The organism is Achromobacter sp. Marseille-Q4962 (assembly GCF_943737005.1).
Classification (GTDB): domain Bacteria; phylum Pseudomonadota; class Gammaproteobacteria; order Burkholderiales; family Burkholderiaceae_B; genus Achromobacter.
In genome coordinates, this window is record NZ_CALSFU010000005.1 from 145128 (window position 1) to 161754 (window position 16627).

General features: G+C 69.8%; 16 protein-coding genes and 1 pseudogene. 10 read left to right on the plus strand and 7 right to left on the minus strand.

Annotated elements, in window-relative coordinates:
* Positions 1-3 precede the first annotated feature (3 nt).
* From ehuC to NGJ44_RS05900, 4 genes are all read left to right on the plus strand, one after another.
* Entirely contained in the window at positions 4-657 is a 654-nt protein-coding gene (ehuC, locus tag NGJ44_RS05885; protein WP_251863385.1) for an ectoine/hydroxyectoine ABC transporter permease subunit EhuC, read from the plus strand.
* Positions 654-1325 carry an ectoine/hydroxyectoine ABC transporter permease subunit EhuD gene (gene ehuD / locus NGJ44_RS05890; protein WP_251863386.1) on the plus strand — a complete coding sequence of 224 codons (672 nt, stop codon included), beginning with the start codon at positions 654-656 and terminating at the stop codon, positions 1323-1325. The genes ehuC and ehuD overlap by 4 nt, the downstream gene beginning before the upstream one ends.
* Positions 1322-2092: an ectoine/hydroxyectoine ABC transporter ATP-binding protein EhuA gene (gene ehuA / locus NGJ44_RS05895; protein ID WP_053245471.1), complete on the plus strand. Its 771-nt coding sequence runs from the start codon at positions 1322-1324 to the stop codon at positions 2090-2092. Before ehuD ends, ehuA begins: the two co-directional genes overlap by 4 nt.
* A gap of 75 nt (positions 2093-2167) precedes the next feature.
* Entirely contained in the window at positions 2168-3280 is a 1113-nt protein-coding gene (locus NGJ44_RS05900) for an NADH:flavin oxidoreductase/NADH oxidase (RefSeq protein WP_251863387.1), read from the plus strand.
* 51 nt (positions 3281-3331) lie between these two features.
* Here NGJ44_RS05900 and NGJ44_RS05905 read toward each other — a convergent pair whose 3' ends face one another.
* The 3 genes from NGJ44_RS05905 to NGJ44_RS05915 form a co-directional block, all read right to left on the minus strand.
* Complete coding sequence (locus tag NGJ44_RS05905; protein WP_251863442.1) at positions 3332-3985, minus strand: dUTPase; 654 nt, start codon at positions 3983-3985, stop codon at positions 3332-3334.
* A 97-nt stretch (positions 3986-4082) separates the two neighbouring features.
* A complete protein-coding gene (locus NGJ44_RS05910) occupies positions 4083-4571 on the minus strand; it encodes a hypothetical protein (protein WP_251863388.1) in 489 nt (162 codons plus the stop codon).
* A gap of 17 nt (positions 4572-4588) precedes the next feature.
* Positions 4589-5227, minus strand: coding sequence for a DedA family protein (locus tag NGJ44_RS05915; protein WP_251863389.1), 639 nt, complete (start codon positions 5225-5227; stop codon positions 4589-4591).
* Between the two features lie 119 nt (positions 5228-5346).
* Between NGJ44_RS05915 and NGJ44_RS05920 the strand changes: the two are divergent.
* The 6 genes and pseudogenes from NGJ44_RS05920 to NGJ44_RS05945 all read left to right on the plus strand — a co-directional run bounded on the left by NGJ44_RS05920 (position 5347) and on the right by NGJ44_RS05945 (position 10804).
* Positions 5347-6392, plus strand: a pseudogene (locus NGJ44_RS05920) (metal-dependent hydrolase).
* 136 nt (positions 6393-6528) lie between these two features.
* Positions 6529-7296 carry an IclR family transcriptional regulator gene (locus tag NGJ44_RS05925; protein WP_251863390.1) on the plus strand — a complete coding sequence of 256 codons (768 nt, stop codon included), beginning with the start codon at positions 6529-6531 and terminating at the stop codon, positions 7294-7296.
* 67 nt (positions 7297-7363) lie between these two features.
* Positions 7364-8068, plus strand: a complete 705-nt coding sequence (gene pepE / locus NGJ44_RS05930) for a dipeptidase PepE (protein ID WP_251863391.1) — start codon at positions 7364-7366, stop codon at positions 8066-8068.
* Positions 8065-8994, plus strand: a complete 930-nt coding sequence (locus NGJ44_RS05935; protein ID WP_251863392.1) for a DUF1177 domain-containing protein — start codon at positions 8065-8067, stop codon at positions 8992-8994. Before pepE ends, NGJ44_RS05935 begins: the two co-directional genes overlap by 4 nt.
* Positions 8991-9677, plus strand: a complete 687-nt coding sequence (locus NGJ44_RS05940; RefSeq protein ID WP_251863393.1) for an AroM family protein — start codon at positions 8991-8993, stop codon at positions 9675-9677. The genes NGJ44_RS05935 and NGJ44_RS05940 overlap by 4 nt, the downstream gene beginning before the upstream one ends.
* A 122-nt stretch (positions 9678-9799) precedes the next feature.
* Positions 9800-10804, plus strand: a complete 1005-nt coding sequence (locus NGJ44_RS05945) for a Bug family tripartite tricarboxylate transporter substrate binding protein (protein WP_251863394.1) — start codon at positions 9800-9802, stop codon at positions 10802-10804.
* A 48-nt stretch (positions 10805-10852) separates the two neighbouring features.
* Here NGJ44_RS05945 and coaBC read toward each other — a convergent pair whose 3' ends face one another.
* From coaBC to NGJ44_RS05965, 4 genes are all read right to left on the minus strand, one after another.
* Positions 10853-12046: a bifunctional phosphopantothenoylcysteine decarboxylase/phosphopantothenate--cysteine ligase CoaBC gene (gene coaBC / locus NGJ44_RS05950; RefSeq protein ID WP_251863395.1), complete on the minus strand. Its 1194-nt coding sequence runs from the start codon at positions 12044-12046 to the stop codon at positions 10853-10855.
* Positions 12047-12141: 95 nt separating this feature from the next.
* A complete protein-coding gene (gene lspA, locus NGJ44_RS05955; protein ID WP_251863396.1) occupies positions 12142-12729 on the minus strand; it encodes a signal peptidase II in 588 nt (195 codons plus the stop codon).
* Positions 12730-12731: 2 nt separating this feature from the next.
* Positions 12732-15593, minus strand: a complete 2862-nt coding sequence (gene ileS, locus NGJ44_RS05960; protein ID WP_251863397.1) for an isoleucine--tRNA ligase — start codon at positions 15591-15593, stop codon at positions 12732-12734.
* Positions 15583-16548, minus strand: coding sequence for a bifunctional riboflavin kinase/FAD synthetase (locus NGJ44_RS05965; RefSeq protein ID WP_251863398.1), 966 nt, complete (start codon positions 16546-16548; stop codon positions 15583-15585). Before NGJ44_RS05965 ends, ileS begins: the two co-directional genes overlap by 11 nt.
* Positions 16549-16627: the final 79 nt, after the last annotated feature.

Here is a 16627-nt window from a genome sequence, read left to right on the forward strand (position 1 = left end):
TCCATGTCGCTCGTACCGGAGCATCTCGCCGAGCTGCTGCCGCCGCTGCTGCAAGGGCTGGGCGTGACCCTGCGCATCATGGCGGGGGCGGCGGCCCTGGCCGTGCCGCTGGCCGTGGCCGCCGGCATCGGACGGCTGTCCCCCATCGCGCCCCTGCGCTGGATCGCCGCGGTATACGTGGAAGTGTTCCGCGGCACTTCGGCGCTGGTGCAGCTTTTCTGGTTCTACTTCGTGCTTCCGCTGTTCGGCATGCAGCTTCCGGCCATGCTGGTGGGCATCGTGGTGCTCGCGCTCAATGCGGGCGCCTATGGCGCCGAGGTCGTGCGCGGCGCGATCCGCGCGGTGCCGCCCGGCCAGCGCGAGGCGGGCATCGCGCTGAATCTCACGCGCGGGCAGATCATGCGGCGCGTGGTGTTGCCGCAGGCCATTCCGGCCATGCTGCCGCCGGCCGGCAATCTGCTGATCGAACTGCTCAAGAACACCGCGCTGGTGTCGCTCATCACCATTACCGACCTCACGTTCCGCGGGCAGCTGCTGCGCAGCGAAACCCTGCGCACCACCGAGATTTTCACGCTGATCCTGTTCCTGTATTTCGTGGTGGCCCTGTTGATCACGGCGTGCGTGCGCCTGCTGGAGCGAAGGGTGCGGGTGCGATGAATCCTGTTTTCGATTGGTCTTTCGCGCTGGAGATCCTGCCCACGCTGGGCGCGGCGCTGGTCGTCACGGTGCAGGCCACGGTGCTGGGCATGCTGGTGGCGGTCACGCTGGGCCTGGCGCTCGCGCTGCTGCGCCGCGCGCGTCTGGCGATCGTGTCGCTGCCGGCGGCGTTCTTCATCGAGTTCGTGCGCAGCACGCCGCTGCTGGTGCAGATGTATTTCCTGTTCTACGTGCTGCCTCTGACGGGCGTGCGGATGTCGCCGCTGGCCACCGGCGTGCTGGCGCTGGGCGTGCACTACGCGGCCTATTGCGCCGAGGTCTACCGCGCGGGCATCGAGAGCGTGCCCAGGGGGCAGCTGGAGGCCGCCACCGCGCTTAACCTGTCGCGCTGGGACACGGCGGCCCGCATTGTGCTGCCCCAGGCCATCCCGCCGGTGGTGCCGGCGCTGGGCAATTACCTGGTGGCCATGTTCAAGGACACGCCGCTGCTGTCGGCCATTACCGTGGTCGAGCTGCTGCAGCAGAGCAAGATGATAGGCTCGGCCACGTTCCGCTACACCGAGCCCCTGACGCTGGTGGGCGCGCTTTTTCTCGTGCTCAGCCTGATCGCGGCGTGGGGGGTGCGCAGGCTGGAGGCCAGGCTGCAACGATATGGAGGAAAGCGATGAGCGCCGCGATCAAGATCCGGAACCTGTACAAGCGCTACGGCGAGCTGGAGGTGCTCAAGGGCATAGACCTGGACATCCCGGCGGGCCAGACCGTGTCCGTGATCGGGCCGTCGGGTTCGGGCAAGTCCACCCTGCTGCGGGTCCTGATGACGCTGGAGCGCCCCACCAGCGGCGAGATCGAAATAGACGGCGTGCCCATGTGGACCGACGCGAAGGGCCGTCCGGCCGGGCCGAATTCGGCCCACGTGCGCCAGGTGCGGGGCAAGATCGGCATGGTGTTTCAGCACTTCAACCTGTTCCCGCACATGACGGCGCTGGGCAATGTGATGGAGGCGCCGATGCGCGTGCAGGGCCTTTCTCGCGACGCGGCGCGCGAGCGCGCCGCCCAGTACCTGGACATGGTGGGCCTGGGCGACAAGCTCGACGTGTACCCGGCGCAGCTGTCGGGCGGGCAGAAGCAGCGCGTGGGCATCGCGCGGGCCCTGGCCATGCGGCCGGAGATCATGCTGTTCGACGAAGTGACGTCGGCCCTGGACCCCGAACTGGTGGGCGGCATCCTGCAGATCATGCGCGACCTTTCGGCCCGGCGCAGCATGACCATGATCATCGTGACCCACCAGATGAAATTCGCCGAGCGCAGCTCCGACCGCACGCTGTTTTTCGACCAGGGCAATATCGTCGAAGACGCGGACTCCGCCGCGCTCTTCGGCCAGCCGCGCGAAGAGCGCACCCGGCAGTTCCTGGACTCGGTGATCGAGGGCCAGTAGGCCCGCGCCGCCGCGCGGGCGGCGGGTTATGCTTGGCCATTCATCCGTTCACGTTCACCGTACCGAGGCCACCTCATGAGTCTGTTGTTCAGTCCGGCCGCGATCGGCAAGCTCGCGCTCGCCAACCGCATCGTCATTGCGCCCATGTGCGAATACTCGGCCGAGGAGGGCTGCGCCACCGACTGGCACATGATCCATCTGGGGCACCTGGCGCTGTCGGGCGCCGGGTTGCTGTTCACCGAGGCCACCGCCGTCGAGCCGGAGGGCCGCATTTCGCCGGGCGACCTGGGCCTGTGGTCTGACGAAACCGAAGCCGCCCTGGGCCGCGTCGTCCGGGCCGTGCGCCGCTATTCGCCTGTCCGGCTGGGCATCCAGCTCGCTCATGCGGGGCGCAAGGCATCCAGCAACGCGCCCTGGAACGGCGGCCAGCTCGTGCCGCCCAGCGAAGGCGGCTGGCAGGGCTGGGCGCCGTCGGCCGTGCCCCACGGCGAGGGCGAGCCGGCGCCGCGCGCGCTGGACGCCGCCGGGCTGGAGCGCGTGCGCCGGGCTTTCGTGGACAGCGCCCGCCGCGCGCTGCGCCTGGGCTTCGACGCCATTGAACTGCACGCTGCGCACGGCTACCTGCTGCACCAGTTCCTGTCGCCGCTGGCCAACCGGCGCGACGACGCTTATGGCGGCAGCCTCGAAAACCGCATGCGCTTGCCGCTCGAGGTCTTCGAGGCACTGCGCGCCGCCGTGCCCGATACCGTGGCGCTGGGCGTGCGGGTGTCGGCCACCGACTGGGTGGAAGGCGGCTGGGACCTGCCCCAGACGCTGGCCTTCGCCCGCGAACTCCACGCGCGCGGCTGCGATTTCATGGACGTCTCCAGCGGCGGCGTGTCGCCGCGCCAGAAGATACCGGTGGGGCCCAACTACCAGGTGCCGTTCGCCGAGGCGATCAAGCGCGAAACCGGCATGCCCACCATCGCGGTGGGCCTGATCACGGAGGCGCAGCAGGCCGAGGACATCCTGCAAAAGGGCCAGGCCGACATGGTGGCCCTGGCGCGCGGCATGCTGTATGACCCGCGCTGGCCCTGGCATGCCGCGGCCCAATTGGGCGGGCAGGTGGCCGCGCCGCGCCAGTACTGGCGCTCGCAGCCCCGCGAACTCAAGAACCTGTTCGGCGAAACCCGCTTCGGGCAGCGCTGAGCCGCGTGGCGGCCCCGGGGCCGGGGCGGCGCCGCTACGGCCGCTCCCGCCTCAGGCCAGCCTGGCGTAGGCGGCTTCCAGCTCGCGGTAGAGGGTGTCGGCGAAGTCCGCGCCGGCGGGGTCCTGCCGGCTCATCAGGCGGGCCAGCACCACGTTGTCTTCCTCGCCGTTCCAGATTTTGATGTAGCTGCCTTCCTTGTAGCCGTGGCGCTGGCGGAAGATGTTGAGCACGTTCTTGGACACGTATTGCGCGTAGGTGCCGGCCCAATCCAGCTCGCAGGCCGTCATGGCCTGTTCCAGCGTCTTGAAGCTGGCCCGGCCGCACACGGCCAGGCCGCCGATGAGCTCGAGCAGTTCGGGCACGGGCAGGGCGGGCAGCTCGTAGGCCCGGCCGTCCAGCGTTACGGAGGCGGGCGAGGCCAGGTCGTCCAGCAGGGCGCGCGCGGCCCGGTCGATATCGCCGCCGGCCTGCGCCAGCGTGTGGGAAAGGTAGAAGTGCAGGATGTCGACCAGCTCCATCTGCACCTGCGGCAGGTCGATGCTCTGCTTTTTCCACCATTTCCAGCCGTGGTGCTCCAGCGCCTCGGCCGATTCCACGAAGGCCGCACGCAGGAAGCGCGCGCCGCCGTTGATCCAGTCCGGATTGATGATGCGGTTCAGGCTGTCCTGCAGTTTGAGCATGGTGGCCGCCTGGGCCTGGTTCAATCCGGCTGCGTTGTTCACTTTCACTCCCTGTGTTGCTGGACGTCGTTGAAACTGGGCGCAGATGTTAGCACTCCGGGGCGCGTTAGCCCGGGGCGCGTTAGCCGTCCTTGCGGTGGCGCGAGGGCTGCAACGGCGGCAGCGGGCGGGCAGGGACGTTCTTCGCCTTGCGCGCGCCGGCCGCCGCCTTGAAAAGCATCAGGGCGAGAAACCCCAGGAAAACGGCCGGCATGAGTTCGTCCAGGTCGAAATAGGGACGCTGGAGCGCCTGGAACGCCACGCGCGCGGCCGCGATGCCCACGGCGATGCCGGCCACGCCGAGCAGCACGCTGGCGCGGCGCTTGCCGTCGCGCTGGGCCAGCGTCAGCTCGGCCTGCGCATCGCGTGCGGGGACGCCGGGCGAGGCGGGCGATTGCCCCCACGGCGCGGAAGACAGGGGTTCCGAGGCGGAGGCAGGCGGCGGCGCCGGCCGGGCGGAGAAGATTCCGGCCCGCTTGTCGACCTTGCCGGGCTCGGGGCCGCCGGTGCGGCTCAACTGCTCGATGTAGCGCGCGAAATCGCCGTTCCTGGGTTCTCCGTCTATTGCCATGGCAGGCCCGCCTTCTTTCAAGTGCGGCTGCGCACCCGCGCCGGCTGGCGGCGCTTGCGCAGCATTGCGATCAACAATGCGCATCCTAACAGCACCGAGAGCGCCACACCCGCCATCATCGCGGCCTGCTGCGTGTCCGCGGCCACTTCCAGGCTGCGCGCCGCGAAATAGCCGGGCGCGAGCATGAGCGGCATCCAGAGGACGGCGGAGGCGACATTGGCGAGCTGGAAGCGGCCATGGGCCATGCCCATCACGCCGGCCACGGTGGGTATGGTGGAGCGGATGGGGCCGAGGAAGCGGCCGATCAGTACCGAGGCGAAGCCATAGCGGTGGAAGAACAGCCGCGCCCGAGCGACCGCCGTGCGCTGCTGCTTCAGCGGCCAGCGGCGCAGCACGCCGGGGCCGGCCCAGCGTCCCAACCCGTAGGAGAGGGCGTCGCCCACCACGGCGCCCGCCACGCCCCAGGCGAGTATGCCCCAGGGACTGAGCGTGCCCGCGCCGATGAGCCCGCCCGTGAGCAGCATGATGGCCGTCGCGGGTATGAAGAGGCCCAGCAGCACCACCGACTCGCCCAGCGTGAGCAGGAACGTGATGGGCCCGGCCCAGGCCTGGTTGGCCTCGATGAAAAGACCGATCTGGTCTATGTAATGATCCATGGGTCTGGATTAATTCCTGAATTAAAGCTGAACGCAATCCGGTATCTTAACGCCATGAAATCGGGGACGAGGCACTTGCCATACTCATCCCTACGAATGAAACACGCTGTCGGAGCATCATGGACTCGGTGACACAAGCCGTGCTGGGCGCGGGCATACAAGGAGCGCTGCTGGGGCGGGCGCAGGGCCGGCGCGCGCGCTAATCTATGGCGCGGCGCTGGCCACGCTGCCGGACCTGGACGTGATGATGCGCTACCCCGATCCGGTGTCGCTCATGACGCATCACCGCGGCTTCTCGCACTCGGTATTCGTGCTCACGGCGCTGGCGGCGCTGCTGGCCTGGCTGATCCGGCGGTACTGGCCCCTGGCGCCCTACAGCGGCAGGCGGCTGTTCCTCACCCTGTGGCTGGTGCTTGTCACCCATCCTGTCCTCGACGCCTTTACCGTCTACGGCACCCAGCTGTTCTGGCCGCTGCCCCGGGTGCCGGAAAGCTGGTCGGCCATTTTCATCATCGACCCGGCCTATACGCTGCCGCTGCTGGCAGCCATGGCCTACGGCGTTTCGGCCGGACTCACGAGCCGCGCCCGGCGCCTGCTGGCCGCCGCGCTGGTGTTCAGCACCGCCTATCTGGGTTTCGGCCTGGCCGGCCGGCTGGCGGCCGAGCAGCGCGTGCGCGAGGCCATGCGGCAGGAGGGCATTGCCGTCAGCGCGCTGCGCGCCGTGCCCATGCCGTTCAACACACTGCTCTGGCGCGTCATCGCCAAGACGCCCGACGGCGGCTACTACGAGGCGGTCAGCGGCTGGCTCGACGGCGGTGCGCGTCCCGAATGGGTGCGCCTGCCGCTGAACCGGGAGGCGGCGCGGCCGCTTTCGGACAATCCCGTGCTGGCGCGGCTGCGCTGGTTTACGGACGACTGGCTGCGGTACGACCGCATCGGCGACGCGCTGGTGGTCACCGACCTGCGCATGGGCATGGCCGGCTATTACACCTTCCGCTTCAAAATGGCCGAGCGCGCGGCCGACGGCGGCTGGGCCTCCGTCACGCCCAGTTCCTGGCCGTCCGCGCGCGGCGGCTGGCCGCAGCTCAGGCTCGTGCTGGCACGCATCCTGAGCCCCCGGCCGCCGCTGCCGCTGCCATCCTGGTCCGAGCGCACGCTGCGCTGAGCGCGGCCGGCTGACCGCCATCCCGGCCTGCCGGCGGGTTTTTTCTCCTGCCGTTTTTCCCGATTGACCCCGGCCGGGCCGCTGGGATATTCTTGTTCGCAATTAAGGAACATAAGTTCCAAAAAACAGAACTTCAATGAGCATACTCGATGGCGTCCAGCGCGTGCTCGGCCTTTATGCCGACGGCGCGGCCGAACTCAGCTTCACCGACGTGGCTGCGCGGCTTTCCCTGCCCAAGAGCACGGCCTCGCGTCTCCTGAACCAGATGCAGCACTACGGCCTGCTGGATCAGGATCCCGCCACGCGCCGCTATCGCGCGGGGGCCTTGCTGGCCAACGCGGTGCGGGCCGGCATGGCGGCCACGCCGCTGGACGACGCCTGCCGCGAGGTGCTGGCGCGCCTGTCCGACAGCAGCGGCCTGACGGCCTACCTGTCCACGCTGAACCAGCGCGAAACCGTGGTGCTGCAGCGCCTGAACGGCACGCACCCGGTCCAGGTGCTGTCGCCGCCCGGATCGCGCCGCGCCGCGTCGGGCACGGCCATGGGACGCGCGCTGCTCTCGCGGCTCACCGACGCGGAATTCCAGGCCCTGTACGGCGCGGACCCGGCGCGGCCGTTGCCGGTGGAGGGGCGCGATTGCCCGGCCACGGTGGGCGAGCTGGCGCGGCGCGTGGCGCAGACGCGCGAGGCGCGCTGCGGCGTGGCCATCGACGAGGCCATGCCCGGCATCGGCGCGGTGGCGGCCGCCGTGCGCGATCCCGCCACGGGCGAGCTGCGTGGGCTGTGCCTGTCTTTCGTGTCGTTCCAGGCCGAGCCGGCGCTGGTGCGCGACCTGTGCGAGGCGGTGCTGGAGCAGGTCGGGGCGCTGGGCCGCTCGCTGAACGATCCCTATTGGCTCACCTGATGCATTCACCATCGCGGCGCGCGGCATCTTCCCGGGCGTCCGTCCATTTCTTGCGGAAACAGCTTCCATGAATCTCCTGCTACTCAGCAATTCCAGCAGCGACGCGGGCTATCTGGTCCACGCGCTGCCCGACATCCGCGAACTGGCCGCGGGGCTGCCGGCCGGCGCGCCGGCGGTGTTCGTGCCCTACGCCGGCGTGACGCGCGGCTGGGACGACTACACGGCCCTGGTGGCCTCGGCGCTGGCCGATCTGGGCCTGGACATCCAGGGGCTGCACCGGGCAGCCGACCCGGCCGCCGCCCTGCGGCGGGCCGCCCTCGTTATCGCGGGCGGCGGCAATACCTTCAATCTGCTGGCCGAGCTGCGCCGGCGTGGCGAGCTGGAACAGGTGGCGCGCCGCGTCCGGGACGGCGCGTCCTACCTGGGCTGGAGCGCGGGCTCGAACCTGGCCTGCCCCACCATCTGCACCACCAACGACATGCCCATTGTCGACCCGCGCGGCTTCGACGCGCTCGGTTTGCTGCCGTTCCAGATCAACCCGCACTACACCAACGCGCACCCGCCAGGCCATCGCGGCGAGACGCGCGCGCAGCGGCTGGCCGAGTTCTGCGCGCTCAACCCCGCCATGCCCGTGCTGGGCCTGCCCGAAGGCTCGGGGCTGCGCGTGCGCGCCGGGGCCATGTCGCTGATCGGCCCGCACGAGGCGGTGCTGCTGCGCGGCGCCGACGCGCCCCGCGCCTGCCGTCCCGGCCCGCTGGAGGTGTCGGCATGAAGCAGGTGATCGACACCATCGAGCTGCTGTCCTCGGCGCGTGTGGACGGCGAAACTGTGGCCGGCGCGCTGCGCGCGGCGGGCGATTGCGAGGTGGACGTGACGCGCCTGGAGCGCGAAGGCGCGTGCACCGACTTTCTTTCCATCGTCATCCGCGGCGCGGACGACAGCGCCCCGCAGCTGGGCATCGTCGGCCGGCTGGGCGGTATCGGTGCCCGGCCCGCCGTCACCGGCCTGGTGTCGGACAGCGACGGTGCGGTGGTGGCCATCTCAGCGGCGTTCAAGCTCATGGCCATGCAGCGCCAGGGCGACATGCTGCCCGGCACGGTGCGCATCCGCACCCACATCTGCCCGCGCGCGGGCACGCGCCCGCATCACCCCGTGCCCATGATGCGCTCGCCGTTTCCCATGCGCGAGATGATGTCGCACGAAGTGGACCCGCTCATGCAGGCCATTCTTTCGGTGGACACCACGCGCGGCAACCGGCTGGTCAACCGCCGCGGCGTGGCCCTCACGCCCGTGGCGCGCCAGGGCTGGCTGCTGCGCATTCCCGAAACCATGCTGGACGTCATGGGCTGGGTCAGCGGCGAGTTGCCCATGACGCTGCCGCTCACCACGCAGGACATCACGCCCTACGAAAACGGCCTGTGGCACGTGAATTCGCTGATGCAGCCTGCCATCGTCACCGGCGCGCCGGTGGTGGGCGTGGCGCTCACGGCCCAGACCACGGTGCCCGGCTGCGCCACGGGCGTCACCAATGCGGTGGATGCCGACGTGGCGATGCGCTTCTGCATCGAGGTGGCCAAGCTGTACGGGCAGGGCGCATTGCCGTTCTACGACGAAGCCGAATGGCAGGCGCTGCAGTCGCGCTACGGCTCGATGGCGCACCTGCAGACCGTGGGCCGTACGGAAGGGGAAGGGCAGTGAGCGCGGCCGCGCGCCGCGTGGCGTTCTTCACCATCGGCCAGTCGCCGCGCAGCGATGTGGTGCCCGAAATGGCGGCGCTGCTGGGCCCGCGCGTGCGCATCGACGAATTCGGCGCGCTCGACGGCCTGGACGCCGCGGCGATGGCGGCGCTCGCGCCCAGGGCGGGCGCGTACCGCTTCGCCACGCGGCTGCGCGACGGCGGCCAGGTCGAGCTCGACAAGGCCGCGGCGGAAGCCCGGCTGGCCGACATCATGCGGCGGGCCGACGGCCAGGGCTACGACCTCCTGGTGCCGCTGTGCACGGGCACGGCCATCCCGCCCCTGCGCACCCTGGTGGTCGAGCCGCAGCAGGTGGTGGATCACCTCGTTGTCGGGCTCGCCCGGCACTGCCGCCGCATCGGCCTGGTCGTGCCGCTGGCCGCCCAGGTCGAGGCGTTCCACATGGCCGTCGCGCCAGGTTGCGATACCCGCGTCACCCACGCCTCGCCCTACGAGGGCGACCCCGCGCGCGCCGCCGCCGCCTTCGGACAGGCGGGCCGGCAGCTCGCCGATTGCGACCTGATCGTCATGCACTGCATGGGCTATGCCGAGCGCATGCGCTCGGCCGTGGCGCAGGCCTCGGGCCGGCCGACGCTGTTGTCCAACCGGATGGTGGCGGCGGCGCTGGCGCAAATCCTGGACTGAGCCGCATGGCCCGGTCTTCATGGCAAGACGGCGCGGGCGCATTGCCGCAACGCGCGCCGGCCGCCGCCCAGGCGGCGGGAGACACCCTGGTCGCGGACCATTTTTCTCTGGAGAGTTGATTCATGCTGAGCCGTACCCTGCATCGCGCCGCCGGCGCACTGTTTGCCCTGGGCGCGCTGTCCGCCGCCCTGTTCGCGGCGCCCGCCGCCTCGGCCGCCGAGGCCTGGAAGCCTTCCAAGCCCGTGCGCCTGCTGGTGGGCTTCGCCCCCGGCGGCTCGGCCGACACGCTGGCGCGCCTGCTGGCCGAGCCGCTGTCGCAGCGCCTGGGACAGTCCGTGGTGGTGGAAAACCTGGCCGGCGCCGGCGGCAACATCATGGCTTTCCGCCTGAGCCAGTCGCCTGCCGACGGTTACACCATCGGCATCGGCGCGGCCGGTTCCATGGCGATCACCCACGTGCTCAATCCCAAGGGCACCAACTACAAGCCCTCGGACTTCACGCCGATCACGCTGGCGGCCGTGCAGCCCAATGTCGTCATCGTCAACAAGGACGTGCCGGCGAGCAATCTCGCCGAACTGAAGGAATACTTCCAGAAGACGCCCTCGGCCACTTACGGCACCGCCGGCGTGGGCATTTCCAACCACCTGATCGCCGAAACCATGCTGTATCGCCTGGGCGTGAAGGTGCCGCACGCGGCTTACCGCGGCGCGGCGCCCGTCATTACCGACCTGCTGGGCGGCCACATCGCCATGACCATGGACAACATCTCCACGGCGGCCCCGCTGGCCCAGCAGGGCAAGGTCAAGGCCATCGGCGTGGCTTCGCTCAAGCGCGCGCCGCAGCTGCCCGACGTGCCCACGCTGGACGAGCAGGGCCTCAAGGGATTCGACATGCCGACCTGGCAGGGCGTGTTCGCGCCCGCCGGCCTGCCGGCCGACGTGCTGGCGGCCTACTACGCCGCGTTGCAGGACGTGCTCAAGCAGCCCGGCGTCATCGAGAAGATGGGCATGCTGGGCTCGGAACCGGTTACGGGCATGACGCCGGAGCAGTTCGGCCAGTTCCTGGAGAAGGACCGCCAGCAGTGGGCCGACATCGTCAAGGCGGCCAATATCTCGCTGGAACAGTAAGAAGGGAGGCTTGAAGAGGGGCGCGGCATCGGGCGCGCCCGCGCCGCGCTACGGCAGGCGCGCGGCGATCTCCGCGATGAGCCGGCGCGCGGCGTCGAGCTTGCCGGCCGCCGGCAGCGGATGCACGCCGTGCTCGTCGAAGAGCACCAGCTCGGTGGTGTCGGCGTCCATGACCTTGTGCGCCAGGTTGCCCACCAGCAGCGGAATGCCCTTGCGCACGCGCTTGGCTTCGGCGTGCTCGGCGAGCTTTTCGGTTTCGGCCGCGAAACCCACGCACCACGGGCCATGCTCCATGCGCGCCACCTCGGCCAGGATGTCGGGGTTGGGCTCGAACTCCATCGCGGGCGCGCCGCCGCCTTCGCTGGTTTTCTTGAGTTTCTGGGCGCTGACGTTCTTGACGCGCCAGTCGGCCACGGCCGCCACGGCGATGAAGATGTCGGCGTCGGCCGCGCTGGCCATGACCGCGTCGCGCATCTGGCGCGCCGTGGTCACCGACAGCGCAGTCACGCCGCGCGGAATCGGCAGCGCGGTGGCGCCGGTGATGAGCGTGACGCGGGCGCCTGCCTCGTGCGCGGCGCGCGCCAGCGCATAGCCCGTCTTGCCCGAGGAGCGGTTGCTCAGCACGCGCACCGGATCCACCGGCTCGGACGTGGGGCCGGCGGTCAGCAGCACGTGCCGCCCGGCCAGCAGCTTGGGCTGGAAAAAGGCGATGAGATCGGCCAGCAGTTCGTGCGCTTCCAGCATGCGGCCGTCGCCCGTCTCGCCGCAGGCCTGCTCGCCCGCCGCCGGGCCCAGCACGCTGACGCCGTCGGCGCGCAGTTGCGCCACATTGCGCTGCGTGGCCGGGTTGGCCCACATTTCGCGGTTCATGGCGGGCGCCACCAGCAGGGGACAGGCGCGCGCCAGGCACAGGGTGGAAAGCAGGTCGTCGGCCATGCCGTGCGCCAGCTTGGCCATGAAATCGGCGCTGGCCGGCGCGACCAGCACGGCGTCCGCGCCGCGCGTCAGGTCGATGTGCGCCATGTTGTTGGGCACGCGCGCGTCCCAGGCGTCGATGAACACCGGCCGGCCCGACAGCGCCTGCATGGTGACGGGCGTGATGAAGTGCGTGGCGGCTTCGGTCATGACCACGTCCACCGTGGCGCCCTGTTCGGTCATGCGCCGGACCAGCTCGGCGATCTTGTAGCAGGCGATGCCCCCGGTCAGGCCGAGGACGATGCGTTTGCGGGCGAGGTCGAGCATAGAGGCGGGGGCGGCGCGCGGCCGCGCTGAGAAAGGATGAACCGGAATTTTATTCGCAATGGGCGGGCGCGGCATCCGGCGCGCCCGCTGCGCGGTCAGGCGCGGGGCTTGCGCGCGCGCAACAGCTCGTCCAGCACCAGCAGCACGGCGCCGCAGGTGATGCCCACGTCGGCCAGGTTGAAGGCGGGGTAGGCCCAGTCGCGCCAGTAGAAAAGCAGGAAATCCACCACGTGGCCATAGGCCACGCGGTCGATCACGTTGCCCACGGCGCCGCCCAGGATCATGGCGAGCGCCAGGCAGAAGCGCGGCTGGCCGCGCGTGCGGCGCAGCAGCCAGACGATGACCACGGCGGCCACGCAGCCCAGGCCCGTGAAGAGCCAGCGCTGCCAGCCTTCTTCGGAGGCCAGGAAGCTGAAGGCCGCGCCGCGGTTGTACAGCAGCGTGAAGTCGAAGAAGGGCAGCACGTTGACCCGCTCGCCGTACTGGTAGGCCGTGTTGAAGTAGACCTTGGTGATCTGGTCCAGCACGATGATGGCCAGGGCGAGCGCCAGCCAGCGGCCGGCGCGCGCGGGTTCGCCGCGCGCCGGCTGGACGGGCGCGCCGGTATCGGGCGCGCCGGTATCGGACGTGCCGGTATCGGACGTGCCGGTGCCGGACGTGCCGGTATCGGAAGGCCGGGCCATGCTCAGGCCTTGTCGCGGGCTTCGCCCGGGCCGAACAGGTTGGAGACGCAGCGGCCGCAGATCTCGGGATGGTCCGGATCCTGGCCCACGTCCGCGCGCCAGTGCCAGCAGCGTTCGCACTTCTTGTGCGCCGAGGCCGAGACGTCGATGCGCGGCTCGCCTTCGCCGGCATGCACGCCGGCGCGCGAGACGATGAGCACGAAGCGCAGGTCATCGCCCAGGCTCTGGAGCCATTGCAGGTCTTCGCCGCTGGCGCGGATGTCCACCTCCGCCTGCAGCGAGGAGCCGATCTCGCCGGCCGTGCGCACTTCCTCGAGCTTGCGCTGCACGTCGGCGCGGATGGCGCGCAGGCGCGTCCACTTGGCCACCAGCGCGTCCTCGTCGGCGAAGGGCGGCAGCACGTGATAGACCTCGGTGAAGATGGTGACGCGCGCCGCGTCGGCCTGGTTCTTCAGCGCCGAGGCCGTCAGTTCCTTCCAGGCCTCTTCGGCCGTGAAGGACAGGATGGGCGCCATCAGCTTGAGCAGGGTCTGCGTGATGTCGAGCAGGGCGGTCTGGGCCGAGCGGCGCGCCAGGCTGCCGGCCGCCGTGGTGTAGAGGCGGTCTTTCAGCACGTCCAGGTAGAACGCGCCCAGGTCTTCCGAGCAGAAGGTCTGCAGGCGGGCCACCGCGGGGTGGAAGTCGTAGCGCTCGTAGTGGGCCTGCACCTCGGCCTGCATGCGCGTCGTCATGGCCAGCGCATAGCGGTCGATCTCGAACAGCTCGCCGTAGGGCACGGCTTGCGATACCGCGTCGAAATCGGCCAGGTTGGCCAGCAGGAAGCGCAGCGTGTTGCGGATGCGGCGGTAGCCTTCCACCACGCGCTTGAGGATCTCGTCGGAGATCGAGAGCTCGCCGGAATAATCGGTGGAAGCCACCCACAGGCGCAGGATTTCGGCGCCCAGCGAATCGGACACCTTCTGCGGCGCGATGACGTTGCCCACCGATTTGCTCATCTTGCGGCCCTGGCCGTCCACTACGAAGCCGTGCGTGAGCAGGGCCTTGTAGGGCGGCTGGCCATACAGCATGCAGCCCGTGAGCAGCGAGGAATGGAACCAGCCGCGATGCTGGTCCGAGCCTTCCAGGTACAGGTCGGCCGGCCAGGCCAGCTCGGCGCCATGGGAGCCGGCGAAGTCGCGGTCCTTGCCGCCCAGCACGGTGGCGTGGGTGCTGCCCGAATCGAACCACACGTCCAGCGTGTCGCGGTTCTTTTCGTACTGGTCGGCCTCGTCGCCCAGCAGCTCGCGCGGGTCCAGCGTCTGCCAGGCCTCGATGCCGCCTTGCTCCACGCGCCGGGCCACTTCTTCGAGCAGCTCGGGCGTGCGCGGATGCAGCTCGCCGGTTTCTTTATGCACGAAGAACGCCATGGGCACGCCCCACTGCCGCTGGCGCGAGAGCGTCCAGTCGGGCCGGTTGGCGATCATGGCGTGCAGGCGCGCGCGGCCCCAGGAGGGGTAGAAAGCCGTGGCGTCGATGCCGGCCAGCGCGGTTTCGCGCAGCGTGGCGCCGCCGTCCTTGGGCGTGACGTCCATGCCGGCGAACCACTGGCTGGTGGCGCGGTAGATCACGGGCGTTTTGTGGCGCCAGCAGTGCATGTAGCTGTGCTGGTGCTTTTCCACGTGCATCAGCGTGCCGGCCTGCCTGAGCGCCTCGACGATCTTGGGGTTGGCGTCCCAGATGGACAGGCCGCCGAAAAGCGGCAGGCTGTCGGCGTACTTGCCGTCGCCCAACACCGGATTGATGATGTCCGAATCTTTCAGGCCGTGCGCCTTGCACGACTGGAAATCCTCGATGCCGTAGGCGGGCGCGGAGTGCACCACCCCCGTGCCGGAATCCACCGTCACGTAGTCGCCCAGGTACACCGGCGACTTGCGGTCGTAGCCGGGGTTCACGCGGGCGAGCGGGTGATGGAAGGCGATTTCCGACAGCCGGGCGCCCGGCGCGGTGGCGATGATCTCTCCCTGCAGGCCCCATTGCTTCAGGCAGGGTTCCACGCGCTCGGCGGCCAGCAGCAGCAGCGGGCCGAAGGCGGGCGCCGGCGACACGCGCACCAGCGCATATTCGATCTCGGGATGCAGGTTCAGCGCCTGGTTCGAGGGAATGGTCCAGGGCGTGGTGGTCCAGATGACGATGGCGCCGTCTTCCACCGATTCGAGCCCGAAGGCGTCGGCCAGGCGGGCGTGCTCGGCGAAGGGGAAGGCCACGTCCACGGCCGGGTCGGTGCGGTCGGCGTACTCGACCTCGGCCTCGGCCAGCGCCGAGCCACAGTCGAAACACCAGTTCACGGGCTTCAGGCCGCGGAACACATAGCCTTTCTGCAGAATGCGGCCCAGCGCGCGGATCTCGTCGGCCTCATTGCTGAAATTCATGGTGAGGTAGGGGCGGTCCCATTCACCCAGCACGCCCAGGCGCTTGAAATCCTTGCGCTGGCGGTCGATCTGCTCGAGCGCGTAGGCGCGCGCCTTGGACTGCACCTCGGCCACGGGCAGGTGCTTGCCGTATTTCTTCTCGATCTGGATCTCGATCGGCATGCCGTGGCAGTCCCAGCCCGGCACGTAGTGCGCGTCGTAGCCGGCCATGTTGCGGCTCTTGACGATGATGTCCTTCAGGATCTTGTTGACCGCATGACCGATGTGGATGTCGCCGTTCGCGTAGGGCGGCCCGTCGTGCAGCACGAAGCGCGGGCGGCCGCGGCTGGCGGCCCGGATCGCCTGGTAGACGTGGTTTTCCTCCCATTGGGCGATCCAGCCCGGCTCGCGGCGGGCGAGGTCGCCCCGCATGGGAAAGGGAGTGTCGGGCAGGTTGAGGGTTTTTTTATAGTCCATGAACGGCAAAATAGGCGCGCGCGTTTCGCGCGTCTTCGGCGATGGCGGCAGTCAGGGAAGGGAGATCGGGAAATTTTTCTTCGTCCCGCAGCATGTGCAGGAACTCGACTCGCACGAGTTTACCGTATGCGTTCACGGTCTCGTCGAGCAGGTGGGCCTCCAGCAGCACGCGGCCCCGGTCTTCCACGGTGGGGCGCACGCCCAGGCTGGCCACCCCGGGCAGCGGCCGCCCGGCCAGGCCGTGCACCTGCACCACGTAGATGCCCGAGCGCGCCGCGCAGCGCTGCGCCACGCGCAGGTTCATGGTGGGAAAGCCCAGCGTGCGGCCCAGCTTCTGGCCGTGGATCACGTGGCCGCTGATGTGGAAGGGATGCCCCAGCAGATGCCGGGCGCGGTCCAGGTCGCCCACGGCCAGCGCGGTGCGCACCTCGGAGCTGGAGATGCGGTGGCCGTGCTGGTCGGCGACGTCGGCCAGGGTCTGCACCTCGAACCCGTGGCGCATGCCGGCCTCGCGCAGCAGCTCGATGTCGCCGCTGCGCTTGTGGCCGAAGCGGAAATCCTCGCCCACCAGGAGCCAGCGCGTGCGCAGCCCCTCCACCAGCAGCTGTTCGATGAACGAATTGGCCGACATTTCGGCCAGCCGGGCATCGAAGCGCTCGACCACCACCTGCGACACGCCGTGCCGCGCCAGCGCGGCCAGCTTGTCGCGCAGCCCGGAGATGCGCGTGGGCGCGAGCTCGGGGCGGCGGTGCAGGGCGGCGAAATACTCGCGCGGATGCGGCTCGAAGGTCATGACCGAGGGCGTGAGCCCGCGTTCGCGGGCCGCCTGACAGACGCGCGCAAGCATGGCCTGGTGGCCGCGATGCACGCCGTCGAAATTGCCGATGGTCAGCGCGCAGGGCGCGCGCTCGGCGGGCGGAGGGAGGTATCGGTAAATGCGCAGCAATGGTTTCACGAGCGAGAGTTTACAATTTTGGATTCTTTGCGGCTGTCCCGCCGTTGCCGGCGCCCGCGGCTTCCCCCGCGGCCGGTCT